General features: G+C 55.2%; 1 protein-coding gene. It reads left to right on the top strand.

The window, feature by feature from the left end; all coding sequences use genetic code 11:
* The first annotated feature begins 51 nt into the window (after positions 1-51).
* Positions 52-402, top strand: coding sequence for an aminotransferase class III-fold pyridoxal phosphate-dependent enzyme (locus tag GY937_12185; GenBank protein MCP5057468.1), 351 nt, complete (start codon positions 52-54; stop codon positions 400-402).
* Positions 403-504 lie beyond the last annotated feature (102 nt).

Raw genomic sequence — 504 nt, 5'->3', positions numbered from 1 at the left:
TCCGAGCATGGATCTCGACTACGTTCGTCATCGGTAGCGTGTTCTTCCTTTGTGGCCGCGGTGGCCGCGTGTGTTTGCATTCACACGGAAGAATACGCTGCCTATCTCAGACGCTCGTTCCCCAACTTTCGGTCATATCTCACCATTCCTCCTAGAGACGGCTACCTGAAGTTCCTAAGAGAGCAAACTGACAAATACGGCATTGTTCTCATCTTCGATGAAATCGTGAACTTCTGGCTTGATCACGGGGGGACCGGATCGCTTTTTGATGTAGAGCCCGATCTATGCGTCTATGGAAAGGGCATCGGGGGCGGTCTGCCAATGGGACTGGTTGGTGGCCATAGCGATATCATGAAGCTCTTCCGGAACCTGCCAACGACTTTGAGACACCTGGGTTCTTGATTTAGTGAGCACCTCCTGGCTGTAGGCCCTCGGTCGCGGGCGGGTTGATGTAGACGGCTTCGGGCAAGGATGCCGGTTGGGGGCATCCTCGCGGGAAGCGCT

The sequence above is a fragment of the bacterium genome (assembly GCA_024228115.1).
Taxonomy (GTDB): domain Bacteria; phylum Myxococcota_A; class UBA9160; order UBA9160; family UBA6930.
The sequence above is the reverse complement of the archived record's forward strand: the minus strand, read 5'-3'. Positions and strand labels throughout refer to the sequence as shown.